Genomic DNA, 22,097 nt, shown 5'->3' on the forward strand with positions numbered 1-22,097 from the left:
TTGAACATTGATTGCCTGCGCTTGGGCCAAGCAGGGGCCGAGTTCGGGCCAAAGATCGTTGCCGCGAAGACTTCGTTTTTTCTTGGCCCAAGCTTGGGCCAACGTTGGCCCCAAGACCGCGTGTGACGTTCCAACTCTATCGGCTGTGGAGCAAAGTCAAGAAAGCTAAAGCTCACAAGATTTAGGGAGCTTTAGAAATTCAGAGAGCGGCGGGCGCGGCTATTATTTGCGTTACCCACCGCGCGATAAGCGCATCGACCTCCAAGCTTCACCATTGAAGGGATCGCTTTGCCTGGCGAAAACCCTTCCTGTCCACGGCCGCAATCTGATGCGGCCTTTTTCTGAAGTAAATCAAAAGCAATCCGGGGCGATTTGAGGCAACCGGACGAGCGATATCCATTGGGTTTGCGGGCGGTTTTGCCCGATTTTGCGATTTGAGCTGAGTTGCCGGACACCGGACACGTCCGAAACCGGACGTAACTCACGCTTGAGTCAGCATTGGACGCACCCTTTCAGCACACGAAGCTGGGACCGTTGCATGAAGCCCGACACACAGCGGCGGATTGAACGGACTTGGGGGTGGGGGATGTGATCGCTATTACAGCGAACACTTCCCTGTACGGAAGACGAACGGCGGGCGCGGCCGGAGAAAAAACAGCGCAAACGGTTTGCCGGACGGTTGGCCACAGACGTGCGAGTCGAGAGACGGCGCACACGGGCGCGTGAAAACGTGTCACAGGCCGGTCCGGCAGCTAGAGCAGTCGGCGGAGTCGGGATCGCGGAGCGAAAAGCGCTGCGGCCCGACCTGCGAGACAGCGAACCCGATCAACGACGATGGACCCTGCAAAGGCAGGTCCGGTTCGGTGATGGCAGGGAAAGCAGATATCGCAGGCAGGCATTGCGCGCGAGCGTGGTGCCTCGCAGCAGGCAGCAGATGGACAGTCGATGCACGTCTCTTCCACGTGCGGGGCTGAACCGATGGAATCGCTAAAGGACAGGAAGGTTGTACCCGGCGGGGAACGCGACGCGCAGCGCGACAGGTTGATGCGGGGATAGGCTCCCAGCGTCTCGCGCGCAGCGCACCGGAGCAAGCCGTAAAAGATCAGGAAAATGTTCGGTCGCTGCGTTTAGGCAAGGCGCTGTACAACGCTTTGACCGTTGCTACTCATGGGGTTGTAAGGATGTCAGCTATTCTGAATGTGCGCGCAGTGCTGCGCGATTATCGGTTGCCGCCCGACTTTAAAGGGGTACTTGAAAACCTCTTTCTGGAGAATGTCGAGAAGGTGCACAGTCGCACGCGAATCAGCGCCAAGCCTCTCTCCATCAAAACCCAGATGTATCGGACGCAGCAGATCTGCCGATCTTTTGAAGAGCTTCGGAAAAACGGCTATGCGCTCCAATCGCCGTATGCGCTGAAGCAGAAGCACGTGACGTTCCTTGTAGACCTGTGGATCAAGTCCGGCCTCAGCGGTGGCACGATTGAGAACAAGTTGACTTATCTACGAGCGCTCGCTGACTGGATGGGAAAGACGAACCTCATCGGAACCCTGTCTGAATATGCGGACAGAGAAGCGAATAGTCTCGTGCGCTCTTATGTGGCGCTCGAAGATAAGTCCTGGGTAGGAAACGGCGTCGACGCCTCAGCGAAGATCGAGGAGATTGCAAAAACAGATCCGCGCGTCGCAGTTCAGCTTAAGCTTCAGGCGGCGTTTGGGCTGCGCGTGGAAGAGAGCTTCCTTCTGCGCCCCGCCGAGGCCGTGCGCAACGATGGCCTTTTGAGCGTAACCCGCGGGACAAAAGGCGGCCGTGACCGGGCGGTGCCGATCGACTTCAAATTTTCGGTACTGGAAGAAGCTGCCGCGTTGGCCAATCCTTTTACCGGCTCGACCATCCCGCATGGCATGACCAAACAGCAGTGGAAGTGGCGCTATTACAAGGTGCTGGCCAAACACGGCGTCACCGAATCGGGAATTGGGGTGACCAGCCACGGTCTGCGTCACCAGTACCTGCAGGAAATGTACGAGCGGATTACTGGCGTTGCAGCGCCGATCAAGATGCCATCAGAGCGCGTGGATCGTGAGGCACACAAGGCGGCGATGCAGCGCGTTGTCGAGGCGGCAGGTCATAGTCGCGCGACTAAAGCAAACGCCTATCTCTCAACGCATGCTGCGTTGGCTGCGAAGAAGACGCGTTCGCTGACAAGGGAAATGGCACTGGAGGCCATCACAACTGCGGGCGGAGTGAAATCACGCGCCGCAGCCGCGATGGGAATCTCGCGTCAAGCGCTTTACAGGCTGTTAGAAAAGTGAATGACGGGCCGCTTGTCCGGTTGCCTGCCTCACACCGTCCTGGCGGGTAATGACCCAAGGTCTCCGTTACCGGCACATGCAGCAAATGTATGAGCGGATTACGTTGTTCAGGCACCGATCAAGCAACCTATCGAGTCGGTAGATCGCGAGGTACAGAAGGCGGATGTTCCAAAAAATCTATACAAATATCCGTTTTTGGAACGGAGGTGGGCGGCAAAAAAAGCTGACTAATCAGGCACTTGATGACGACCGTTTTCTTAAAAAAATAACCACGGTTAATTTTTTGGACTGTTTTTGGCTAACGCAGCCATTCAAGGACTGGGCTGGTCAGTGCGTGATACGTGAAAATCACTCCGAGGGCCAGCACGGTAAGTAGCTGCGGAGCGAGCTTTTCGCGATGGCGGTACGCGGCACGAACGTATTCGACTGGGGACATGTTTTTCTCCGACAGGTGGTTGTTCGCTCACCGATGTGGCGAGAGTTGAGTCCAGTATGGCGCCGCTCCCGCGAAGTCAAGTCACCAGCGGATGCGATCCGGGAGGTCGTCAACGGCGGCTGAGACGCGGATCTCAAAAGAGCAATCCTCGTCACCACTGGTCGCCGGAATGCGTGGGAACTGAACGGACGCCACGCCATCGATGTAGACGAAGCGGGCCATCTGCTGCAGCGTGCGATAACGGGCGGCATCCTCGAGCACCGGGTCTATCGGCCAGAAATCGCGCGTGGTGATTTTCCCGTCGACAATCTTCTGCGCGAGCATTGAGAAAATCGGGCCGCGCTTCTCCCAGTCCTCCGTTGTGCGGCTAAGTAAATCGAGGATGTACGGCGCGTCGATCGGCGAGATCTCTTTGCGTACGAGATCGAGCAATTCGCCCTCGGCCGCGGCCGGGCGGTTCAATCGCTGATTCCATATCTTTCCGGCCTCATCGAGTGCGGCGTGCCTGTCGTCGCCGACGGGTATCCACGGCGTCTGCATCCCGCAGTCGTCGCACAGGATGCAGCAAAGCTTCTCGGTCGGCGGCTCCGACAGCGACCGCGCCTCCATATCGTTCATCACGGGGGCAGTGCTGGAATTGATCTGCAGGAAATCCGTCGAAGGCCTGATGCGGCCCCCGATCACTCGTTGGGACCAGCCGAATGCCCAGTTGCCACCACAGTGTGCGCAAGGGAAAAGTTCATCAGTCATGGCGCTTCCGGGGGACAGAGTATTTATAGTCGAATTGTAATGTCTCCCGACCAGCGCTTCTGGGCAAAGCGACAGGAATAAACACAAATTGCGGCAAGTCAGTCGCTCAGGGCGTCAGCTGCGTGGTTGTACGCTTCGTGCGAGAGGAGGCGTAGAGGGCGCAATGACTCGCAGTCGAACACCAGGCGGTAGGCGTATCCAACGGGCACCGAGAGGAGCTGCCGGTTCGACGAGCGGATCGGTTTTCCCTTGAGCGCGCACGGGTGAGTGCCGTCCCGCACTTTCGTGAGGATCGATCGAGCCTCTCTCCGAAGGGATGGCAGGTGAGCCACGCAGGACAGGTCGATCGGGTCGGCTGCGGCCAGTTCTGGCCTGGCGAGGCGCTTATGCTGTCGCGCGAGCGCCTCGGCTTCCTTGGCTTTTGTGATGGCGACGCAGGTATGGCAGTACTTGCCTTTGCCCGAGTGCCCGCAAGGGAAGTCTCGCTTCATGGTGATGCCCTTCAGTTAGATGGTTCACCATTCGACCATGGAGCAGCCCTCAGTCAAGGTCAGGTTGAGGAAGGTTTGAACGGGCCTTTCGTGGGCTGCCGGGAATCCAGTTCGGCCGACAGTTCGAGGATGCGCGAGTCCGCCCGCGCGAGCCTCGTTTCCAGGCGCTCTATGTGAGTGAGTGCAACGGCGTACTGGTCAGCGAGCATCGTGAGGGCCCAGAAGGGCGTGAGCGTGGCAGAGCAATCCCGGCAGGTAACGATTCCGCCGCGTGGGTCGAGGCGGATATTGCGATGGGCGCATTCGCCGGGGCGGTGCGTGCGATCGTCTGTGGTGACGCGCATGCGCGCGAACGGGAGGACACTGCTCATGCGCTTCCGGGCGGTAAAAGTACGGGTTTATGGGGCGAGGGCGCGGGACTGTATGTCAAAAGCGGCGTCGGGCGCAAACAGATTGCGGGAGATCGCTTCGTCGCGCCGGTAGTGCTGCTCGATCGTGTCAAGATAACGACGGAACGCGTCCGTGTCCGAAGGGGCGACGCGGCCGCTGCCGGCGGCAAAGCGCACATCGGTTGGCGTGTTGGCGTGCCGCTCAATGCTTGCGAGCGCAGCGACCTCCGGAAGCCACCACCGATTCCAGCGCGTGGTGAACTTCAGCCAGCCGCGCGTGGCGCCGTCCATTTCGTCCCACGATGCCTGAAAGTCGAGAATCGCGCCGAGAGAGCTGAAGAAGGCCATCCGCACGGTTGTGTCGTCCGCAGCGGCGACGACGATCTGCTTGCGCCGTTCGTCGACCGGATCGGTCGAGCTTGCCATGCAGAGTGCCGGATAGCTGACGTGCCAGTCAGCACCGCGGGCCAGAGCGCGCTGAAGAAAGAAAGAGCTGGATTCCATTTTGTCGATCCTGTTCGGGCTATATCTGCCTCACCCTATATGCATCGGCAGCAAGTCAAGTCGGCGACGGTAACACGACCGAGGAGAGCGGCGATGGTGGAACCCATTCGACGCATGGCTCACGGCGCGAAGCGTACATCGCCTGCTTCTGCAACTTGCGGGCGCGGTATGCGTCGTTAGCTTCCATGCCATAGATCTCGATTGCGGTTGGCCGCGCTGTGTCTGTCAGACGGAAGTCGGGCAGCATGTCGTCGCCCTCGTCCCGCCGTAGCGGCTTTTCGAACCGCCGCCGCTCGTCCACAAGACGGTTTGCCATATCGACCTCGTAGCTCGAGTCGCACGGTATGAACGCGCGGTTGCAAAGCTGCAGGGCGAGATCGACCGCGCGCAGATTGCCGTCCTTCGTGCGTTCAACGACGAGCCCGGCGACGACTCGGGATGCCGGCTGGCCGATCATCGGCCACGCGTGCCGGTAAGAACGGGCAGCGCTTTCAACAAGCGCTTTCGATGCATAGAACGTCTCGAATGTCTGACGCAGGCGAACGATGAAGCCATACTTTGAAGGATCGATGGCCTTGATTTCCGCGATCACGACGCCGCGGCGCGACTCTGTCGGCGTGGTCTCGATCCGGCTCAGGAAGGCGTCGAACTCAGCCTTGATGGTCGGCAGTTCACTTTCTTCATAGCGCCGCATGACGTGAACGACGTCCTGAACCGGCTTGCCGTTCATCTTCCCTTCGCCGAGCACCGCGAGGATCTGTGCACTGCAGGTGCCCCAGTTGCGCTGTGCTCCGCCTGACCAATGGTTCAGGCCAGCGTCTTGCCACACGCGCTGCAAAAAACCGAGTAGCGGTGCGGATCGGCGCGACGCAGCGCGCGAATTATCGCCCGGTGAGCTTTCGCTTCTAACAGCGCCGACAGTGCGCACCGTCAGGGACACGTCTAGTCTCGCATCGAGTCCCGAATGCGTCGTGCGGATAGCTTCCTGCTCGATGCCAGAAGCGCCACTCAATGCGGTGGGTTCGGCGAAGAACGAACAGATGTCCCGCTTGTGATAGACACCTTCGTCTGGCCAGCGCGCGAGATGGAAGAGCGCGCCGTAGCGGCGAACGACCAGTCGAAGCGGCTTGCCCCCGCCCGCGCTCTGGCAAAGGCACTCGGCGTAGCCAGACGTCCGCTTCGCGCGTTCGAGTCGTGTCGCGAAGCGTGCGGGATTGTCCTGCACCTCTTCGAGGGATGTCACCAGGCCATCGAATCGGACGTTTGTCATCTGTCAGTTCGGTAGAAAACCCGGCCACGTGTTGCCTACGTTGCCGCGAAAGGCGTGTGTCCCAAGCAGCTTGCTCACCTGACGAACGCTGCTGGCGAACTGGTCGAGGTGGTGCTGGGTCGGAAAGCGCGCAACGATGCGTCGCAGTATGCCGGGTGCAATGTAGTCGCGCTGCTCGACATATCCATCGCCGATGAGTGCGTCCATCCAGCAGTCCGGGAGTCCTAGCGCCGTGGCGCCGCCGACCCCTTGTCCACGCGTTGTATCGACAAATTCAAAGACGATCGTGGTCATGGTTGGACATCCGCAGTACGGAGAGCGTCGCCGTGTCTGGCCATCCGCCCGAGCGGGATGATGCGCTCGATGGTCGCGACGTCGATGACGTGGCGGGCCCCTGTCGCGTTCTGAAATTCGAGGAGAGTCACGCCATCAACGACGTGCTCCTGGATGAAGGTGCGTTCGAGCACGAGGCCGGGGAAATGGCCGTTGGACAGCGCCAACGCGCGGGTCTCGATGCAATAGCCCATGGCAGGGCGTAGCTGGTCTGTCGCCTGTTGCATGCGGGTCACGGTCGCGCGTGCCGGCGCTTTGTTCCGTACGCGTCGAAGAGCGAGATCGCGCCGACTGCGATGACGAATGTGTTGAACACGGCCAGGCCAATGAGCCAGATAGCGCGCTTGTCGCGCACCGCAATCTCTTCGACGCGTTCTCTTTCCGACACCGCAAGGTTCGCACGCTGTGCGGCAAGTGACTGGGCTAGTGCCTGTTCGGAGCCCACGTCGTGACGGGCGAGCACACCCGAACGAAGTGCGGGCGGCATATCCCGGATCGCATCCGACACGCCAGTGAGTTCAGAGACGATTGCCGTATCAATCACGACGCCCACCGCTGCGCGCTGGGGTTGCAACTGCAATCCAGCGAGGCCGATCGTCGCCGTTGACGTGAGCACGGCGATGGTGAGGATGGACAGCGTGGCGCGTTGACTAAATTTCATGCGAGTCGATAGAAAGTTCACCCATCAAGGGCGGGCACGGTCTTATTTTCCGACTACTACGTTGCCGCGCGGCTTGCAAAGACACAGCAAATCGCCGTCCTTTCGGCACCCGACTGTTGAAACGACTGGCATTTCGAAAGTCCAATGTAATGCGACCCTTGAAAAGAAGCAGGAAAACAGCGTCATTCTTCGTTAGTAGTCTACCCATGGGTAAAGATATGGCCGAGGTTCGATATAGCAGCAGCCTGGGGGAGCCGCGTCGCGCAGACGTGAACAACAAGAGCCCGCAGTTTTTCGAGAGTCACGTTATCCACATGCTTGTCCCCAGAATATGTTGATAACCCGAGGGGCACGCACGCAAGAGGGGATGTGAAAACGCCGTCATTCGGCCCTGCCGACGGCTACGCGCGCCGTATTGTTTACACATCACCCGCGCATACGCGCATCGACTGACCGCGCACCTGCGCAATCCATCTGACGGCCGCTCTTGGGCCGCTCATTCAACCCGGACGGGAATCATCCCGCTCTGGCGTGGTGTGTCCCGTCCATTCATCGAGGGAAACACCATGTATACAGCACTTGTTCAGCAGTTCAAGGACGCACAAACGAAGGCGGCCGCTGCCTATCTGGAAGTGAGCGCAGCAGAGACCGCGCTTTTTCCGAGCGACGGTCAGTATTGCTACCGCGCTGCAGAGTCCCGATCCGAATACAAGACGGAGCGTGAACTCAGCGACTTCTGCAATCGGCTCTCTCACGTACTTGTCAGCGAGGCTGTTCGACGTTTTTCGCCACCAGGCGGACGGCTGGAGATAGACAACAGCAAGGAACTGGCTAACGCGTCGATCGATATTCACGGCGCGCTCAGGGCGGGGAAATGTCCTGACTTCGACGCGTTCTGGGCTCATCTCGAACGCACTTACAGCGGTGACGCCGGCAAGCGGATCGGTCTGATGCAGGCTGCGAAGCTAATCATCAATGGCTTCAACATCCGTCCGGATTCCGAGATCAAGCGCACCTCCAGCGCCATCGTGCTGGAAGCGCGCATCTGGAGCGAGCCGGTTCATCGGTCCAGTGCGCGGAAGGCCACCTATCAGTCGCAGCAGACTGCGGCGTGCATCATGCGTGGGCTCTCTGCCTTTGCGGGGCATGCCGGGTTCGACGTGCTATCGGTCGAGCTCAACCATGGAAGACTCGTCGATTACCACTTTGAAACGCGGGAGAAGGTTTCGCTTCACGGACTTGACGTCGTGATGTTCAACGAAAAGTGGCAGTTCAAGTTCTCGCATCAGGTGGGCGATGCTCTGTCGTTGTTTATCAGCGAGTTCGGGGCAGAACACCTCGCCTCCCGTGACCGCTACTGATCGGGGGCCATCATGTCCCGTCAACGCATCTATCTGTTCTCACGCTACGTCGCCAGGACGTACGCGTTGTCTCTCGACAATCTCATCACCATCGTGCGCGCGCGTGAGTGCTATTCACCGATGTTTCGTGCTGCGGCGTTGCGTCATGTCGTGCTGCAGGCCCCGCTCCATGTGACAGGCGGGCAGCCGTTTGCCGCCCGTCGCCGAGCCGTTCGCAAGTTCTATCAACTGTAGTTTCCAACCCGCCGGATACGTCCGGCGCCTTTTTCTTTGGCCCGCTTCACGCGGGCCTTTTCCTCTATGGATGCAATCATGCAGAGAGATCTGTTTTCTTTTGCGCCGGACTGGTACGAGCCCTTGCGCTCGTTGCTGAGCCTCGGGTCCCAAGCGGCTCCGGTGGCTCATCAGGGCGAACTGGTATGAACGCGGAATTGTTTCGGACAATTGGACTCGTGAACCTCTGGTAGTAGACGGGCACATCAGTCAAAGTATTTCGGGGGATGGCCTATGTCGCGGAACGTATGCTGAGAAAGTCAACGTGCAACGACATAAAGCAGGACGCAGCTTTCACCTTACCCTGTCGATACACTATCGAGGTGGCTTCTTCGATCTGGCGGCCGGACAATCTACATCTATCCCTTGGGATTGTTCCACAGCGCTTTCGACGACAAGCCCACACGCTCTCAGGCCGGCGTGTACGTCATCACCGACCGGCACACTCAATAGCGAATTGATGCTACCTGCCTGTCGGATGCTTGCAGCAAGTTCCTCATCCAGCGATTGTTGTGAATTCGGATCGGCCGGTTCGTCCTGCGATCCATCAACCCTGACGCGTTGCGACACGGCGCGCGTTCGCAACGCCGACATTACCTCCTCGGCCGTGTTGGCGCATGCCTGATCCAGTGCTGCAAGATGCCTGGCAATTTCTTCGTTTGTCGGCAGCAGATCTTCGTATTGTTCCAACGCTCTTGCTGATCCCTTTCGCAGCGCGGCGACGGCTGGCCTCAATAACACAAGGTCGTGATCAGCCACGTATCGGAAGTCAGCTTCGGTGATGCGTTCCCGTGGCCCGCGCAATGCACGCCGCTGTGCAAGAACGAGCAGCTTTATAAGGATGTCGGTAATGCCCTGACTGAGATCGTATAGTAGGAGCTTTGTTTCCGGAGTTAAGGGAATCCTTTCCCTGGTCCACTGCCGATCCCACGCAGTCTCTACGAGCAAATCCCACCACCTGTCGGTCTGGACCGGCCGGCAGAAATCCTTCATGCCGTCGCCGGATGCCCGTCGCGCATCGCGCATCGCTTCCTGGAAGAGCGATGTCGCTCCGTAGGTGCCGATAAGCATCAGCGGCACGCCCACATCGTTTACAAGGTTCACAAAAAAATTCATCATCTTCCGCTTGCCGCCGACCTTGGCGAGGCTGAGATGCTGCAATTCGTCGATGACCAGTACGCCCACGGAATACGTCGCGCACAGCTGTCGCATGGCAGCCAGCAGGCCAGGCACACCATGCCGGCCGGTTGTGTATACTTTCGCATACGAAGTCCCAAGCGCCGAGTCGAGCGCAACAAAGAACGCCAGACATAGCTGGGTCAGCGACCCGTCGTGGGGACAGGAGATTTTCAGCCACACGACCTGCGGATGAACGAATTTCTCGCCGGCGTACTGCTTGTGTTGGATCACCCGCGGGTAGCACGCGAGAATACGTTCGATCATCGTACTTTTTCCAATGCCACTTGGTCCTGTCAGACTGAGCACACCGGAGGTTGCCTTAAGCCACGATGGAGGCGTGAGTGTCTCAATTTCACGGATCGAATACAGATGACGTTGAACAGTCGTGTCCAACGGATTTCTCCCTACGTAACCTCCCCTGATCAGCTCATCAAACGATCTTTGCATCGCGATGTACAGCGGAGATGCCTGCACTAGGCTATAAAGGCGTCCGACGCAATGGCTCCGAACCTGCGTCGGAGCTTCCAGTTCACAAGATTCGATACTGACATAGTGACTAAGCACTGTAGTAGCGGTGTGCAGGTCCATGATTGGTGGCAGCGCCTCTATGAGGGGATTTCCGCCATAGTGGGCGACACCGGTTGGTCGATATATGGCGTCGACCACAGATGTCCGTGCCATCATTCGCTTCTCTTCGTTGCGTCGCGCGCCTGCCGTAACATGTCGATGACAATCGACTCGCCTTCATCGTCCTCCGCTTGTGGCTCAAGAGCTGGCTTCGCGGCGCAGGGGTTACTTGCGTACGACTCGAAAGCATCGCGCAGTCGATCAGTCTGAGCCTGGAATGCCCGTTGCTCACGAATTCATGCCAATTGGGCTGCCTTCGATGTGCTTCGTGCATGCGTCTCAGCGAAATTTTTCGCTTCCGCGACCTCCTCAGCCAGTGATGCCCCTAACATGGCGCTGCTCTGACGGCATTGGTCAACAAGGCGACCCGGTTTCACGCTGTTGATTTCCAACAGGTCCAAAGTCTCCTCGATACGCCGGTTTCGATAGAGTTCATCTGTAGAGCGCAGCGTCGCCGCCTCGTACTGACCAGTCTTCGTATCTCGCAACCAGATACTGTTCGTCCAGCTGTTGTCGTACGCCACTTCCACCGTTTCACGGCCGCCATTTCTCGCCCGTGAGAACCATCGTTCGCGCAGTGCCCGTTCTGTTTCGTATCGCATGCCCTTGAATACGACCCCTCTCGCCGTGATGCTGGCGCGTGCCTTCGGAAGTAGCCCGAAGCGCAGCAGATTGCCGTCCTCCCTGCGCAATGAGCCGAGGCCATTCTGAATTCCCCAATTCCACATTGAGAGCGGTGTCGCATCAATGCCTGCCCTGGCTGTAGATGGGTGACTAAGCAGATGTTGAGGGCAGAAATGGTATTTGTTGTAGTGCAGGATCGCTTTGATCAGAATACGCGTGAATTGGTCCAGGTCGAGTACGGCATCCAGCCGATAGTCGCGATTGCCTCTCTCCCTCGCTCGCTGCGTCACGGCGCCGGGAAGCCACTGAATGCGGCTATCCAGATTGAGCAGCCGGAAACGGGTCTCGATGAATTTCAGGTCTGGTCGGTAAGGTGGCGTTATTTCGCAATGAACCTGTAGATCACGACGTAAGCTCGACGCAGCATCGGCCAGCAGTTCCTGACGATCGGCGAGCAATCGTGTTGGGACGATGTCACACGGCCAGTCCGAATCCTGAATGTCGATCCCGTGGCGATTGCAGAGCGCTCGTTTGTTTGTAAACGCGTTCAGGAGCGCCAGGCGGGAACAGTCCCAGCTCGGTCCCCACAGGCCGACGAACAACCCGGTGATCATTGTCGAGAACAGGTCGATGACAAGGTAGACGACGGGACGCCCGATCAACCAATCCCGCCTGTATCGGTTGACCAGATAGATGTCAGCTAGCGTGGCATCGATTTGGTAACGGTCACCGGGCCCAAGAACACCCTCTCGCCCGGAACCGTCCAAGCCGCGTTTGTTTTGCAGGTACTCGCGTTCACCTATCCGCCGCACGAAAAGTTCATGTTCATCAAAGTCCCTTCGAACGGCGTATTCAAACATGTTGTACGACGGAACATCGTTTGCCGGCAACGGAATCGGCACGGTGATACCGTCGATGTTCCGATGTCCGGAGATATATAGCTCCTGGGCCATCCGACGGTAGACGGCCCTGAGCGAGCCACCTTCCTCGTCGTAGTAGAGCGCAATTGCCTTCTGGAAGACGGCGAGGTCGCTCGCCTGACTATTGAAATCCACCAAGACCCCTCCGGCGCTCTCGATCGCAGGCTTCACGGGTCTCCCTATCTTTCGGCCCGTCACAGCTCCGGGAGCCTTTCCTTTTCTATTTTTTCCTCTTCCACCCCGGTTTGCCCAATCAGGAAGCACCGCGCTTTCGGTCATCCCGTAGACCCAGTAGCGAAATAGAATGCGGTGAAGCGTCTTGATCTGCATTTGCACTTCGACAGCGCGTGCCGCAATGACCTGCCCGCGCAGATTTGGATCGTATAGTCGGTACGTCTCGGGACCGCTGACCAATGGTTCAATCGCGTTCCACGCATTGTCTCGCAGGGTGCGGGCACTAGCAGGTATCTCCTCTTCGCCACGAAACATGTAAGAGGGAAGCTCGAAGGTCCCGATCGACAAGGCACGTTGTTCTGGCGCCAGGCATGCATTGACCTCGCTGAGGGAACGTAATACAGGCATTCGCCAAGGCCGGCACAGGGACATCAGGACAACGGAGTCTTGCGGAAAATCTATGTAAATGACGCGATGCAATCCATCGAACCCGGACCTCGCCCCTACGGGAGACAGGATGTCCTTGAGTCGTATCACCATGTTGGGGCCTTTATCCCGCCGCGCATTCCTCAAAGGTTGGCTCCTCCCAAAGTGGCTCCGTCATATGCAATTTTCCTGCACTCAAATTGAAGCGCATTCGTCGTTTCCAGACCTGAAGTTTGAAGAGATTGACGCCATGCTCAAACGGCCGGTCGATCAATCTAGAAAGCTCTCGCACCGTATGCGCAAGGGGACGAGAGGTCCAGCATGTGCAACGTGCTGTGGCCATGAAGTTGTTCTGTCCAGCTTTGTCAGCCGTTACCTGCGCAATTCTCGCCGCTGCAGAGGCAAAGGAAAGGTTGTCGGCGAGGATGCAGTCGATGTCCGCGTCCGTGACCAGCTTCCAGCCGATCCCTGCCAGTCGCCAATACACGCGCTGAATTTCCTCTTTTTCAAGAACGCGCCTGCTGCCCCTTCCGGACAGTTTTTCCCGGGGTTTGATCGACCTGGCAAGTAGTTCTGCTTTGCCATCCGGACTCTTGCGGGTCAGAAGAAAATCGGTGGTCATGATTGCCGGGGTAATCGTCCCCGGATATACCGGATGCCGAATCCCCAACCCGCTGGCTATCGCAAGCGTTGAGGATAGCGGTAGGGGATAACATTCACGCACGTCCGTCAGCCCCCCGATCCACAACTGGATGAGAAAGTAGCGACATTCGTGATCGGAAAGGAGGTGATGCTCGCGACCACACAGGTCGCTCCAGAGAATGTGTGATCGACCTTGCGATGGAACATCACGCACAAGAAGCCATGGTTTGTATCTGCTACCTTCGCCGCATCCGAATCCATTCCTGAAGTGGCGTTCGATATCGTCAAGTGTCTTGAAATGCCGCCTGCGCGTCATCGTCCGGGGTCCTCACTGAAAAGACGTTTTGCACTGGTCCCGTATGCCGGTGGGCATATCGAATCAATATAGGCGTGCTTTCTTCAAAAATCCAACATTCCATTTATCGGAGACACGGCTGTTCGCAAGGCAATCGCGCCAATCAGCGAATATCGGCTGGGCTCAAGGAAAATTCGACCAGGTCGCTGGTAAACATGCGACAACCGTACTATATTGGGCAGGATATCAATGTACTTTGATCGTCGGCCAACACGGTTCCAGACCCATAAAGTGAGGTGCCAGGAGTCGACGCAGCTGAAGGGTACAGCTTGACGTTGCATGGAGATGCATGCGTGATTTGCGAGCCAGACAAACAACAGGTCCAGCTGTTTCCCAAGCCTTACCCGGGCGAGATCCTGTACAGCATGGCGGCACGATATCATCTCCTGTCGGCCGAAACGAATTACCGACGGACATCGATGCGGTTGTTCGGAATCCCGGATGCGAAGATCAACTCAGCGCTATGTGGGCATATCGGAGCGTTTTACGAACGCATTGGCAAATACCTGTGGGACAGTCCTGCGGAATTCATCGAGCAGCACACGCTTTTCCCGTTGTGCAGATTCCTCGTTGTGCCCGGTCGGTCTTCCGAAATTATGGCCGCCATGATCGGCGAACACGGCAGAAGCGCGAAGCCGCTCACATCGAGCGGTTTGAGCGCCGTTCCTGCGCGGAACAATCGTGGCACGCTGCGGTTCTGTGTTGCCTGCCGTGACGAAGAGACAATTGCGTACGGCACAGGTGTGTGGACCCGCGCACATCAAGTGCCCGGTGTTCTGCATTGTGCCCGCCATGGATTGCTGCTGGTCGACAGTTGCCCGCAGTGCGGCGGCTTCGCTGCGCCAAACGTCAGGTGGCGCCCGCCACCCAAAAGATGTGAATGCGGTTATGTTTTTCGCACCTCCCGACAAGACCTGCCAGCAGAGATGCGGTACTCGGCGTTCTATGACGGTCTGCTTGCCAGTTCTCCCGCCCATGTGCCGGGAGCGGATCGATTGCGGGCTTACCGGAACAGGCTTGCCGAACAGTATCTGTACCCGAAAACGCGGACGGCTCGCGATAGTCTGGGTAAAGCGTTCGATCGGTATTATTCGGTAGACTCCTTGGGAACGGGTACGCGGGCATGGACTCTCCAGCGCCTGTCGGGTCATCAGGTCGAACAGCTTGTCACCCGTTCACCGCTCGTGAACAGACCGGGAATCAGGCTGACGGAACTGTTTGTGCTGCCTTGGCTATTTGACGGCTGGTGCGATTTCCATCAGACCGTCGCGAAAGTGACTTCAAGTCCGGCCAGCGAGAAAGCGAAACCCGTGAGGCGTAGCAATGCCGATATCCAGAACATGGTACTCGCGACCCTTGAAAAGGGTCTCTCCGTTTCGCAGGTTGCCAAAACTTGCCGCGTCCAGTACTGGTATCCGCTTTACCTGCTTGACCGCTTGGGGCGGTGTAATGATTTGCGGATGCGGGCGAAGCGCACCTTGATTTGCCGTGTTGTTCAGCGCCTTCGACGTGGATGCTCCACTACCATGATCGTCAGGGAACTGCAGGTCACGCGAGCCGAGATTGATGCAATTCGTATGGCCTATCCCGAAGCAGCCGCGGAAGGAGCCAGGCAGAACACAGTTTCACGGTTAGCGAAAGCGAGGAATCTCGTGCTCCGGCTGCTGAAGACTGGCAATGCCCGGAGCCGCCAAGACCTTCGGCGCGCAGCCTGCAATACGGTCGACTTTCTGGCGCGCGAAGACGGTGTCTGGATTCGTGACACGATTCGAGAATATTGTGGCGTGAGCGTGAGTCGAAAGCGCATCACGCGGAGGTCGGGACAGGTTGACTGGCCTGCACTGGATATCGAACTCGAGGGCCGAATCGAAGCGATTCTGGCAAGACTTGAACTGGATCCGTTTCATCCGAGAATCACACTGTCGCTGCTTGCTCGGATGCTCGGCTTCAACAACGTCTGGCTATATACCCGGCTCATGAAGATGCCAAAAACGCATGCGTTGCTGAACGAACGGCTGGAAACCGGCCAACAAGGTCGCGACCGCAGAATTCGCCAGGCGATCTGGGTTCTAATCGCCGAGCGAGGCAAAGCTCCAACGTCAGAGATTAAACGCTTGGCTCGAGTGTCTTCGACCAAAATTGTCGAGGTCTCAGCATAGTCCTGTCAGCACGGACTCTTTTCTGGAAACGATCTGGGAGTGAGAGGTCACGCAACGCAACGTACAACGTCGGGTTGGCAGGCCAGATGGCCATGAGAGAATCCTGCTCTTGCTCTTGTCCTCAACCTCATCGTCTCATGAAGATTCTCGAATACACGGGCCTCGACACCTCACGCGTCAAGGCCAGCTACGACAAGGTGTCCGCGGCCATCGCTCGCCACGACTTCCGTGCTGCCCAAGTCAAGAAGCTCGCCAATCTGAGCCACGGCAAGTTCTACCGGGCGAAGCTGGATGACGCGGACCGGCTGTTGTTCTCGCTGGTGCGCCACGGGGATGAAGTCTGCGCACTGATGCTGGAAGTGATCGCCAATCACGCCTACGATAAGTCACGTTTCCTGCGCGGCGCGGCGATTGACGAGAGCAAAATTCCAGACATCAGCGCTGATGACGCCATCAGGGAGGCGCAAGCTCTACGCTACCTTCATCCCGAGCGTACCGGCATTCACCTGCTCGACAAACCGATCTCGTTTGATGACACGCAGGAGACCATTTACCGACAGCCAGCTCCCTTGGTTGTCGTCGGCAGCGCTGGCAGCGGCAAGACCGCACTGACGCTTGAAAAGCTCAAGCATGCCGATGGTGAGGTCCTCTACGTCACTCACTCCGCCTTCCTGGCGCAGAGCGCCCGCGACCTTTATTACGCCAACGGTTTCGAGCATGGCGGTCAGGATGCCGTATTTCTGTCCTACCGGGAGTTTGTCGAGTCGATCCGCGTTCCGGCAGGACGCGAGGCTAGCTGGCGCGACTTTGCGGGCTGGTACTCCCGTATACGGCAGAACTTCAAGGATGTCGAAGCCCACCAGGCTTTCGAGGAGATTCGCGGCGTGATTGCTGCCGGGTCGGGCGGTGTCCTGTCGCGCGACGAGTATCAAGCACTGGGGGTGCGTCAATCGATCTTTCCCGTAGAACGGCGCGACCAACTCTACAATCTGTTTGAGAAGTATCGCGCCTGGCTGGCCGAGGCAAAGCTCTACGACCTGAATCTTGTCGCCCACGACTGGCAAGCGCTGGCTGCGCCGCGCTACGACTTCGTGGTTATTGACGAGGTGCAGGACATCACCACCGTGCAACTCGCGCTCGTGCTGAAAACCCTGAAGAAGCCTGGCCATTTCATGCTCTGCGGGGATTCCAACCAGATTGTCCATCCCAATTTCTTTTCCTGGAGCCAAGTCAAGAGCCTGTTCTGGAAGGACCCGAAACTGGCCGAACAGCAGGAATTGCGCGTGCTAACGGCCAACTTTCGCAACGGCCTGGAGGCCACTCGCGTCGCCAATCAGTTGCTCAAGATCAAGCAGCGGCGCTTCGGCTCCATCGACCGCGAGAGCAACTTCCTGGTCCAGGCCGTCGGCGGCGAGACCGGCCAAGTTACGCTGATACCCGACAAGGACGTCACCAAGCGCGAACTGGACCAGAAGATTCGCCAATCCACCCAGTTCGCCGTCCTGGTAATGCGCGATGAGGACAAGGCCGACGCCCGCAAGCACTTTGCCACGCCGCTGTTGTTCTCGATCCACGAGGCCAAGGGTCTCGAATACGAGAACATCGTGCTCTACCGTTTCATCTCGGATCACCGCAACGAGTTCAACGACATCGTCGAGGGCGTCGCCAAGACCGATCTGGCGGTCGAGACACTGGATTACAAACGCGCCAAAGACAAGAGTGACAAGTCGCTCGAAGTCTATAAGTTCTTCGTCAATGCCCTGTATGTAGCGCTGACGCGCGCCATCAAGAACATCTACATGATCGAGTCGGACACAGGGCATGATCTGTTCGGGTTGCTGGATCTGATCGTCGGCCAGACCAAGATCGAGGCCAGGCAATCCACGCTCGAAGACTGGCAGAAGGAAGCACGCAAACTCGAACTGCAGGGCAAGCAGGAGCAGGCGGCGGCCATCCGCCGCACCATCTTGAAGCAGGTCCCGGTGCCATGGCCGGTGTTCGATGAGGCCAAGGTCAGGGAACTGCTGATCAAGGTCTTCCGCGAGCAGTCTCCGGGCAACAAGGGCAAGCAGCAACTCTTTGACTATGCCACCTGCTTCGATGAACCGCAGCTCGCCGAGTGGCTGGCAGTTGAGGCGAAATTCGAGCATGCACGAACCTTTGACCAGCAGCGCGCGGTGTCCGCCCGCAAGAGCTACGTCCCTTTCTTCGCCAACCGCTTCAAGGACATCCTCAGGCAGTGCGACCAGCATGGCGTCGATCATCGTCTGCCAATGAACCAGACGCCACTGATGGCCGCAGCGGCTGCAGGAAATGTGGCGCTGGTGGAAGCCCTGCTGGAGCGCGGTGCCGACCGCGATGCCGTCGATCACTATGGTCACAATGCCCTGCACTGGGCTTTGCGTCAGGCATTTGGCGATGCAAAGTTCGCTGCTGGCCCGCTGGCGGCAATCTATGAATGCTTGGCTCCGCCCTGCATTGATGTCAGAGCGGGTGATCGCTTGGTCCGCATCGACCGGCATCTGTCTGAATACTTTCTGTTCCAGACCCTGTGGGTATTGTTCAAAGCCCGATTCAGCAAGATACGACGCAATGCAGACAGCGCGTTCCAGACCCAAATCATCCTCAATGCCTGGCAACACTTACCCGCTAACCTAGTGCGGCCAGAGCGCAACAAGCGCCAGCATCTTTCCGGCGTGCTGGCGAGGAACGAAATTGACAGAGACTATGCCTACAATAGATCCCTGTTTCTGCGCGTATCCACCGGGCGGTACCAGTTCAATCCCAAACTCGCTGTGCGTCGCCGCCAGGGCGAAGAAGAAAACTGGATCCCGATCTACACGGCACTCAACCTCCCGTTGATTAGCGAGTTTGCCTACAACGACGGCTGGATCAGCACCTGGGACAATATTGACAAGCTTGTGATTCTTGCCGGACTACCTGAGCGAACCACACCCATCGCGGCTGAACGCCTCGCCGAGCGGCAAGCGGCCAAAATGAGGGAGTTGGACGAACGCAGAGCCAATCAACTCGCCGCCAAAGCACGCATTCGTGCAGCCGTCGAAGCCACCCAGAACAGAGCTCCACGATGGGGAACAAAGGAAGCCAAACGGCTTGAAATCGAACGTGTGAAACAAGAAATCGAAAGACGAAAGAAGGGTTGACTTGCCGATATTTCTTTGGGTCGGCATGCGGCCAAGTCCGGCCGTCCGCGTACAGGCTAAGATAGACAATCGAACGTCGGCTTCGCACGGCCAACGGTCATTAGCGCACCGCAGATAATGAGTAAAGGGAGGCATCGCATGAAAGCAACCACCCGCCGTCAGCGAAATTTGTTGCGCGCAGTGTTATGCGCATCCCTCATCGCGCTGTCTCTACCGACGGCGCTTGCCTGTACTCGCGTACTTTGGAACAACAACAAGCTTGCCGTGGTGGTGAGTCGAACGATGGACTGGCCGACAACGACCGATCCAATAATCACTGTTTTTCCTCGGGGCATGAAGCGTGACGGGGGGCGCATCGGGCCTCATGTAGCTGTCGCCGACAATCCCGCACATTGGACGTCAAAGTACGGCAGTCTGGTCACAACTGTTTATGGCGTTGGCACCGCAGACGGCTTTAACGAGAAGGCTTTCGCGGTTCACATGCTTTATCTGACTGCGACCGATTTTGGCCCGCGCGATGAAACGAAGTTGGGGGTACAAGCGGGTTTATGGGGGCAATACCTTCTTGACAATGCCGCGACCGTTGATGAAGCGTTGAAGCTCATGAACGAGATTCAACCGGTGATGGTTTCGGTAGACAACATGAAGGCGACGGTGCATCTCGCCGTTGAGGATGCTACGGGGGATTCAGCCATCCTGGAATACATCGACGGCAAGCTGGTGGTCCACCATGGTCACCAGTACCGCATCATGACCAACGATCCCACCTACGACCAGCAACTTGCCAATCGCGCCCGGTACGATTTCACCAATGCGACACGCCAGACAGTTCTACCGGGCAACGTTGACCCGCGGGACCGTTTCGTGAGGGCAGACTACTACCTCCAGATGCTGCCGGAACCAAAGTCGGAGCGCGCAGCGATGGCGAGCATCCTCTCCATTGCACGCAACGTGTCGGTTCCGTTCGGTGCGCCAAACAATGAGCCTGGGACCCTCTATAACACCGAATATCGCACCGCGATGGACCTGACCAACCGATTCTATTTTTTCGAACTGACGACCACGCCAAATGTTATCTGGATGAACATGGCCAAGCTCAACCTTAAGGCAGGAGCACCGGTGCTGACCCTCGATCCGGATGATATCAACCTATCAGGGGATGTAACTGCGAAGCTACGTCCGGCCAAAGAATTGCCGTTCTGACGTCGAACCAAAGCCCGTCGCCGTTAAAACATCGGCCGCGACAGCGGAGGACCCACGGACCGAAGGGTCATGGCAATGACCGCTGTTGACCGTACAACAGCCGTCAGCTCCGCGGTATGCCCGGCTGGCTCGCGTCGCGTGCCGCCGATCGCAGCCTGGCGAGGTTCAGGCTGAGTATGCCCAGTGCATGAGGCAGCACCCGGCCACTTTGAGACGTTCGACTGCTTCGCGCAAACGGCTGCTCCCGGATTAAACTTGCCTCCTAACGTCGCGTTCGTGTATCCGGATTGCGCGCATACCATCGTGCCATCGGCCCGCGCCTTTTTCGCGACACGAACGCTATCTCACATCAACAAGTTTCGCGGCCAGGCAGCCACGCAGGCCACGATAGCGTTCGGCCACCAACGAGGTTTTCTTCCGGTCGAATCGTCCCTAATTTGCGCGTAACATAGGGACGCTGACCGGACCTCGACACCCGTTTTGGAGACGCCTACATGCGACTTGCTGACTTCATCTCGCGAGACATGGACCCGATTCTGGCGCAATGGGAGGCGTTCGCCGCCACCCTTCTGCCGGCGGCGGCAAACATGGAATCGTTGGCGCTGCGCGACCAGGCGCAGCAGATTCTTCTCGCCGTGGCAAAGGACTTGCAGACTTCGCAAACCAGGGAAGCACAACGCGAAAAATCAATGGGGCGAGGGCCCACTCTGATCGACGCCACCGAGACAGCCGCGCAAACCCACGCCCTTCTGAGAGCGAGGGCCGGCTTCAACATCAACCAGCTTGCCGCCGAATATCGCGCACTGCGCGCAAGCGTGCTTCGCTTATGGATCGACCATTGCGAGCCGGAAGCGCCTGATCTGGACGACATCATTCGCTTCAACGAAGCGATTGATCAGGTACTTGCCGAATCGGTCACATTTTTCAGTGCACAGATCGAGCAGAACCGTAACCTTCTGCTTGGCATGCTGGGGCACGACATGCGCAGCCCTCTGCAGGCGATTCAGGTGACCGCGTCGTGTCTGGCAGCACTGAACGCCGGGGAGCAAATATCGGAAGCCGCCGGCCGCCTGATACGTAGCGGGGCCCGAATGCAGGCGTTGCTTGACGATTTGAGCGATTTCAATCGGACCAGACTGGGCTTGGGCATCAACGTCATACCCACCAGTGTCAATCTCGCGGACGTGCTTGCCGAAGAGCTGGACGAGTTGCGCGCGGTTCATCCTGACAGGCAGATTGAGCTGCACGTGAGTGGTAATTCACAGGGGGTCTGGGACGGCCACCGCCTGCAGCAATTGATCGGAAACCTTGTACTCAATGCCATTAAGTACGGGGCACAAGACACTCCAGTGCACGTGACAGTGACTGGCGACGTAGCACTTGTCCGGATCGACGTCAGCAATCGCGGACCCGCGATCGATCGCGCCACGCTGGCGCGCATTTTTGATCCCTTGATGCGGGGTCCGGACCATCAGAGCAAAGACGACAGGGCGGATGGCCTCGGACTGGGACTCTATATCGCAAGCGAAATCGCCAAGGCCCACCACGGTGCGATCGAAGCGCAGTCCGACGAGACAGAGACCTCCTTTTCCGTGTCACTCCCACGTGCGGACGACGCGGGGCGAGGGGCTGGATAATTGACCCGATGAAAAGGCAATATCGACCTGAATCACTTGGCGGAGAGTCTTGAACGCTACCGTACAGACGTTCCCTCTGTGCCGTGAGACGCTGACGTTTCCTACGTGCATCCGGCAATCGCGAGTCGCCCGAGCGGGTTTGCGGACCCGTTGCAGTTGGCAGAGCCCGCCCGGTCCTTGTTAGGAGCGGGCGCCAAACACCACTGGATT

General features: G+C 58.1%; 19 protein-coding genes. 7 read left to right on the forward strand and 12 right to left on the reverse strand.

The features are described from left to right. Nucleotides 1-1,181: 1,181 nt before the first annotated feature. On the forward strand, nt 1,182-2,309 hold the full coding sequence (locus P0D84_RS41645; RefSeq protein WP_408348235.1) for an integrase domain-containing protein: 1,128 nt from the start codon (nt 1,182-1,184) through the stop codon (nt 2,307-2,309). Between the two features lie 298 nt (nt 2,310-2,607). Here the strand turns inward: P0D84_RS41645 and P0D84_RS41650 are convergent, their stop codons facing one another. From P0D84_RS41650 to P0D84_RS41690, 9 genes are all read right to left on the reverse strand, one after another. Continuing rightward, on the reverse strand, nt 2,608-2,745 hold the full coding sequence (locus P0D84_RS41650) for a hypothetical protein (protein ID WP_408348238.1): 138 nt from the start codon (nt 2,743-2,745) through the stop codon (nt 2,608-2,610). Nucleotides 2,746-2,826: 81 nt separating this feature from the next. Then, complete coding sequence (locus tag P0D84_RS41655) at nt 2,827-3,495, reverse strand: hypothetical protein (RefSeq protein WP_408348241.1); 669 nt, start codon at nt 3,493-3,495, stop codon at nt 2,827-2,829. Between the two features lie 98 nt (nt 3,496-3,593). Next, nucleotides 3,594-3,986: a DUF7682 family zinc-binding protein gene (locus P0D84_RS41660; RefSeq protein ID WP_408348244.1), complete on the reverse strand. Its 393-nt coding sequence runs from the start codon at nt 3,984-3,986 to the stop codon at nt 3,594-3,596. Between the two features lie 59 nt (nt 3,987-4,045). Beyond that, complete coding sequence (locus P0D84_RS41665) at nt 4,046-4,357, reverse strand: hypothetical protein (protein ID WP_408348247.1); 312 nt, start codon at nt 4,355-4,357, stop codon at nt 4,046-4,048. A gap of 27 nt (nt 4,358-4,384) precedes the next feature. Then, the gene (locus P0D84_RS41670; RefSeq protein WP_408348250.1) at nt 4,385-4,879 is read right to left on the reverse strand and encodes a hypothetical protein; all 495 of its coding nucleotides are present in this window, start codon (nt 4,877-4,879) and stop codon (nt 4,385-4,387) included. Between the two features lie 55 nt (nt 4,880-4,934). Next, entirely contained in the window at nt 4,935-6,149 is a 1,215-nt protein-coding gene (locus tag P0D84_RS41675) for a DUF1173 family protein (protein WP_408348253.1), read from the reverse strand. 3 nt (nt 6,150-6,152) lie between these two features. After that, nucleotides 6,153-6,443 (reverse strand): hypothetical protein, encoded by a 291-nt coding sequence (locus P0D84_RS41680; protein ID WP_408348255.1) that lies wholly within the window; start codon nt 6,441-6,443, stop codon nt 6,153-6,155. Continuing rightward, nucleotides 6,440-6,709: a hypothetical protein gene (locus P0D84_RS41685; protein WP_408348258.1), complete on the reverse strand. Its 270-nt coding sequence runs from the start codon at nt 6,707-6,709 to the stop codon at nt 6,440-6,442. Before P0D84_RS41685 ends, P0D84_RS41680 begins: the two co-directional genes overlap by 4 nt. 5 nt (nt 6,710-6,714) lie before the next feature. Then, nucleotides 6,715-7,143: a hypothetical protein gene (locus P0D84_RS41690; protein WP_408348261.1), complete on the reverse strand. Its 429-nt coding sequence runs from the start codon at nt 7,141-7,143 to the stop codon at nt 6,715-6,717. Nucleotides 7,144-7,709: 566 nt separating this feature from the next. Between P0D84_RS41690 and P0D84_RS41695 the strand changes: the two genes are divergently transcribed. Beyond that, the gene (locus P0D84_RS41695) at nt 7,710-8,504 is read left to right on the forward strand and encodes a hypothetical protein (protein WP_408348264.1); all 795 of its coding nucleotides are present in this window, start codon (nt 7,710-7,712) and stop codon (nt 8,502-8,504) included. Nucleotides 8,505-8,516: 12 nt separating this feature from the next. Beyond that, the gene (locus P0D84_RS41700) at nt 8,517-8,738 is read left to right on the forward strand and encodes a hypothetical protein (protein WP_088176886.1); all 222 of its coding nucleotides are present in this window, start codon (nt 8,517-8,519) and stop codon (nt 8,736-8,738) included. Between the two features lie 354 nt (nt 8,739-9,092). Here P0D84_RS41700 and P0D84_RS41705 read toward each other — a convergent pair whose 3' ends face one another. The 3 genes from P0D84_RS41705 to P0D84_RS41715 form a co-directional block, all read right to left on the reverse strand. Beyond that, nucleotides 9,093-10,640, reverse strand: coding sequence for an ATP-binding protein (locus tag P0D84_RS41705; RefSeq protein WP_408348268.1), 1,548 nt, complete (start codon nt 10,638-10,640; stop codon nt 9,093-9,095). A 179-nt stretch (nt 10,641-10,819) separates the two neighbouring features. Continuing rightward, nucleotides 10,820-12,841, reverse strand: coding sequence for a TnsB C-terminal domain-containing protein (locus tag P0D84_RS41710; protein ID WP_408348271.1), 2,022 nt, complete (start codon nt 12,839-12,841; stop codon nt 10,820-10,822). A gap of 10 nt (nt 12,842-12,851) precedes the next feature. Beyond that, the gene (locus P0D84_RS41715) at nt 12,852-13,685 is read right to left on the reverse strand and encodes a TnsA endonuclease N-terminal domain-containing protein (RefSeq protein WP_408348274.1); all 834 of its coding nucleotides are present in this window, start codon (nt 13,683-13,685) and stop codon (nt 12,852-12,854) included. Nucleotides 13,686-14,017: 332 nt separating this feature from the next. Between P0D84_RS41715 and P0D84_RS41720 the strand changes: the two genes are divergently transcribed. The 4 genes from P0D84_RS41720 to P0D84_RS41735 all read left to right on the forward strand — a co-directional run bounded on the left by P0D84_RS41720 (nt 14,018) and on the right by P0D84_RS41735 (nt 21,887). Next, nucleotides 14,018-15,883, forward strand: coding sequence for a TnsD family Tn7-like transposition protein (locus P0D84_RS41720; protein WP_408348277.1), 1,866 nt, complete (start codon nt 14,018-14,020; stop codon nt 15,881-15,883). 137 nt (nt 15,884-16,020) lie between these two features. After that, a complete protein-coding gene (locus P0D84_RS41725; protein ID WP_408348280.1) occupies nt 16,021-19,047 on the forward strand; it encodes an ankyrin repeat domain-containing protein in 3,027 nt (1,008 codons plus the stop codon). 138 nt (nt 19,048-19,185) lie between these two features. Continuing rightward, nucleotides 19,186-20,250: a linear amide C-N hydrolase gene (locus tag P0D84_RS41730; RefSeq protein WP_408348283.1), complete on the forward strand. Its 1,065-nt coding sequence runs from the start codon at nt 19,186-19,188 to the stop codon at nt 20,248-20,250. A gap of 494 nt (nt 20,251-20,744) precedes the next feature. Then, nucleotides 20,745-21,887: an ATP-binding protein gene (locus P0D84_RS41735; RefSeq protein WP_408348286.1), complete on the forward strand. Its 1,143-nt coding sequence runs from the start codon at nt 20,745-20,747 to the stop codon at nt 21,885-21,887. The last annotated feature ends 210 nt before the right edge of the window (nt 21,888-22,097 follow it).

This window comes from Paraburkholderia sp. RL17-337-BIB-A (assembly GCF_046025895.1).
Classification (GTDB): Bacteria; Pseudomonadota; Gammaproteobacteria; order Burkholderiales; family Burkholderiaceae; genus Paraburkholderia; species Paraburkholderia fungorum_C.

What these genes read in the sequence shown, in the direction of transcription:
- P0D84_RS41700 (WP_088176886.1), top strand. Translation starts at nt 8,517, where the DNA reads ATGTCCCGTCAACGCATCTATCTGTTCTCACGCTACGTCGCCAGGACG.
- P0D84_RS41710 (WP_408348271.1), bottom strand. Translation starts at nt 12,841, where the DNA reads ATGGTGATACGACTCAAGGACATCCTGTCTCCCGTAGGGGCGAGGTCC.
- P0D84_RS41715 (WP_408348274.1), bottom strand. Translation starts at nt 13,685, where the DNA reads ATGACGCGCAGGCGGCATTTCAAGACACTTGACGATATCGAACGCCAC.
- P0D84_RS41685 (WP_408348258.1), bottom strand. Translation starts at nt 6,709, where the DNA reads ATGCAACAGGCGACAGACCAGCTACGCCCTGCCATGGGCTATTGCATC.
- P0D84_RS41695 (WP_408348264.1), top strand. Translation starts at nt 7,710, where the DNA reads ATGTATACAGCACTTGTTCAGCAGTTCAAGGACGCACAAACGAAGGCG.
- P0D84_RS41735 (WP_408348286.1), top strand. Translation starts at nt 20,745, where the DNA reads ATGCGACTTGCTGACTTCATCTCGCGAGACATGGACCCGATTCTGGCG.
- P0D84_RS41730 (WP_408348283.1), top strand. Translation starts at nt 19,186, where the DNA reads ATGAAAGCAACCACCCGCCGTCAGCGAAATTTGTTGCGCGCAGTGTTA.
- P0D84_RS41670 (WP_408348250.1), bottom strand. Translation starts at nt 4,879, where the DNA reads ATGGAATCCAGCTCTTTCTTTCTTCAGCGCGCTCTGGCCCGCGGTGCT.
- P0D84_RS41675 (WP_408348253.1), bottom strand. Translation starts at nt 6,149, where the DNA reads ATGACAAACGTCCGATTCGATGGCCTGGTGACATCCCTCGAAGAGGTG.
- P0D84_RS41705 (WP_408348268.1), bottom strand. Translation starts at nt 10,640, where the DNA reads ATGATGGCACGGACATCTGTGGTCGACGCCATATATCGACCAACCGGT.
- P0D84_RS41650 (WP_408348238.1), bottom strand. Translation starts at nt 2,745, where the DNA reads ATGTCCCCAGTCGAATACGTTCGTGCCGCGTACCGCCATCGCGAAAAG.
- P0D84_RS41660 (WP_408348244.1), bottom strand. Translation starts at nt 3,986, where the DNA reads ATGAAGCGAGACTTCCCTTGCGGGCACTCGGGCAAAGGCAAGTACTGC.
- P0D84_RS41725 (WP_408348280.1), top strand. Translation starts at nt 16,021, where the DNA reads ATGAAGATTCTCGAATACACGGGCCTCGACACCTCACGCGTCAAGGCC.
- P0D84_RS41655 (WP_408348241.1), bottom strand. Translation starts at nt 3,495, where the DNA reads ATGACTGATGAACTTTTCCCTTGCGCACACTGTGGTGGCAACTGGGCA.
- P0D84_RS41680 (WP_408348255.1), bottom strand. Translation starts at nt 6,443, where the DNA reads ATGACCACGATCGTCTTTGAATTTGTCGATACAACGCGTGGACAAGGG.
- P0D84_RS41645 (WP_408348235.1), top strand. Translation starts at nt 1,182, where the DNA reads ATGTCAGCTATTCTGAATGTGCGCGCAGTGCTGCGCGATTATCGGTTG.
- P0D84_RS41665 (WP_408348247.1), bottom strand. Translation starts at nt 4,357, where the DNA reads ATGAGCAGTGTCCTCCCGTTCGCGCGCATGCGCGTCACCACAGACGAT.
- P0D84_RS41690 (WP_408348261.1), bottom strand. Translation starts at nt 7,143, where the DNA reads ATGAAATTTAGTCAACGCGCCACGCTGTCCATCCTCACCATCGCCGTG.